This window comes from Chitinophaga sancti (genome assembly GCF_034424315.1).
Lineage (GTDB): Bacteria > Bacteroidota > Bacteroidia > Chitinophagales > Chitinophagaceae > Chitinophaga > Chitinophaga sancti.
This window is the reverse complement of sequence record NZ_CP139972.1, coordinates 6,325,001-6,327,500: the sequence shown is the minus strand read 5'-3', so window position 1 is coordinate 6,327,500 and position 2,500 is coordinate 6,325,001. Positions and strand designations below refer to the sequence as shown.

Annotated in this window: 2 rRNA genes (1 of these 2 only partly in view); both read right to left on the bottom strand. The window is 47.9% G+C overall.

Going from position 1 to position 2,500, the window contains the following annotated elements:
• Window positions 1-26 precede the first annotated feature (26 nt).
• Window positions 27-138 (bottom strand): 5S ribosomal RNA (rrf, locus tag U0033_RS24815).
• A gap of 100 nt (window positions 139-238) precedes the next feature.
• Window positions 239-2,500, bottom strand: a 23S ribosomal RNA gene (locus tag U0033_RS24810) (it continues 618 nt past the right edge of the window).

The following is a 2,500-nucleotide window of genomic DNA, read 5'->3' as shown; positions in this document are numbered from 1 at the left end:
CTTGAAGCTCCGGAGCTTTCTAATAAATATGGCGGCTACCTACTCTCCCGCATGATAGTGCAGTACCATCGGCCATGAGGGGCTTAACTTCTCTGTTCGGAATGGGAAGAGGTGAACACCCTCGGCAAAACCACCATAAGATCTTGAAGATCTTTTGTTACTTAACTCCTGTCTTTGCAGACCAGCAGCAGTAACGCAATAATTTACATATTGGGAAGTTGAAACACAGTATATAATAAAATTAAAGCTTACGGGCAATTAGTACTACTCGGCTTCGATGTTACCACCCTTACACCTGTAGCCTATCAACGTCGTAGTCTCCGACGGCCCTTAAAAGTAAACTCATCTTGAGGTTGGTTTCACGCTTAGATGCTTTCAGCGTTTATCCTTTCCGTACATAGCTACTCGGCACTGCACCTGGCGGCACAACCGATACACCAGCGGTACGTACGACCCGGTCCTCTCGTACTAAGGTCATGTCCCCGCAATTTACTAACGATCACAACAGATAGGGACCGAACTGTCTTGCGACGTTCTGAACCCAGTTCACGTGCCACTTTAATCGGCGAACAGCCGAACCCTTGGGACCTTCTCCAGCCCCAGGATGTGACGAACCGACATCGAGGTGCCAAACCTCCCCGTCGATATGAGCTCTTGGGGGAGATCAGCCTGTTATCCCCGGAGTACCTTTTATCCTTTGAGCGATGGCCCTTCCATGCAGAACCACCGGATCACTTTAGCCAGCTTTCGCTCCTGCTCGGCTGGTCAGCCTCACAGTCAAGCACCCTTTTACTAATGCGCTCTGCGTACGATTACCAACCGTACTGAGGGTACCTTTGCGAGCCTCCGTTACTTTTTAGGAGGCGACCACCCCAGTCAAACTACCCACCAAACAATGTCCCCCTTACGGGGTTAGACTCTAAACAACAGAAGGTTGGTATTTCAACGTTGACTCCACAACTCCTGGCGAAGCTGCTTCATAGTCTCCCAACTATCCTACACATCTGTGGTTCAAAATCAATGTTAAGTTGTAGTGAAGGTTCACGGGGTCTTTCCGTCCCGTTGCGATTAACCGGCATCTTCACCGATACTACAATTTCACCGAGCTCGTGGTAGAGACAGTGTCCAACTCATTAGACCATTCGTGCAGGTCGGAACTTACCCGACAAGGAATTTCGCTACCTTAGGACCGTTATAGTTACGGCCGCCGTTTACTGGGGCTTCAGTCAGAAGCTTTGGGTTGCCCCGAACATCCTTCCTTAACCTTCCAGCACCGGGCAGGTATCAGGCTCTATACGTCATCTTTCGATTTTGCAGGGCCCTGTGTTTTTGTTAAACAGTTGGTTGGACCATTTTACTGAGACCGCATTACTGCGGTACGCCTTATCCCGAAGTTACAGCGTCAATTTGCCTAGTTCCTTTACCACGGATCACTCGAGCGCCTGAGGATACTCTCCTCGACTACCTGTGTCGGTTTACGGTACGGGCTGCTATAACCTAACCTTAGAGGTTTTTCTTGGAAGTCTGTTTAGAGACACTATCAACGCAGCCGAAGCTTTGTCGTACTATCAGGTTCATCATCTCATACGGATTTTCCTATATAAGATATAACTACACCCTTTAACGCACTATTCCGTAAGTGCGCGGTCTGTTCACTACTCCGTTACCCCATCGAAATTATAGCAGGTACTGGAATATTCACCAGTTTGCCATCAGCTACGCCTCTCGGCTTTGCCTAAGGACCCGACTAACCCTGATCCGATTAGCGTTGATCAGGAACCCTTAGTCTTACGGCGAATAGGTTTTTCACCTATTTTATCGTTACTTATGCCTACATTTTCTTTTCTAAACGCTCCAGCATACCTCGCGATACACCTTCAATGCAGTTTAGAATGCTCCCCTACCGATTATCTTACGATAATCCTAAAGCTTCGGTTGTATGTTTGATGCCCGATTATTTTCCGTGCTCAAACCCTCGACCAGTGAGCTGTTACGCACTCTTTAAATGAATGGCTGCTTCCAAGCCAACATCCTGGCTGTTATAGGATTTGAACTGCGTTTGTTCAACTTAACATACGATTAGGGACCTTAGCTGTTAATCTGGGTTATTTCCCTCTCGGCCATGGACCTTAGCGCCCACAGCCTCACTCCCGTAGATAATATCATAGCATTCGGAGTTTATTAGGGTTTGGTAGGCGGTGAAGCCCCCTAGCCCAATTAGTAGCTCTACCTCTATGATAACTCTGTATACGAGGCTGTTCCTAAAAACATTTCGGGGAGAACGAGCTATCTCTCAGTTTGATTGGCCTTTCACCCCTATCCACAGGTCATCCCATAGCTTTTCAACGCTAATGAGTTCGGTCCTCCAGTTTGTGTTACCAAACCTTCAACCTGCCCATGGATAGATCACAAAGTTTCGCGTCTACCCCCACTGACTATATTGCGCTCTGTTAGAACTCGCTTTCGCTACGGCTCCGCAACTTAAGTGCTTAACCTTGCC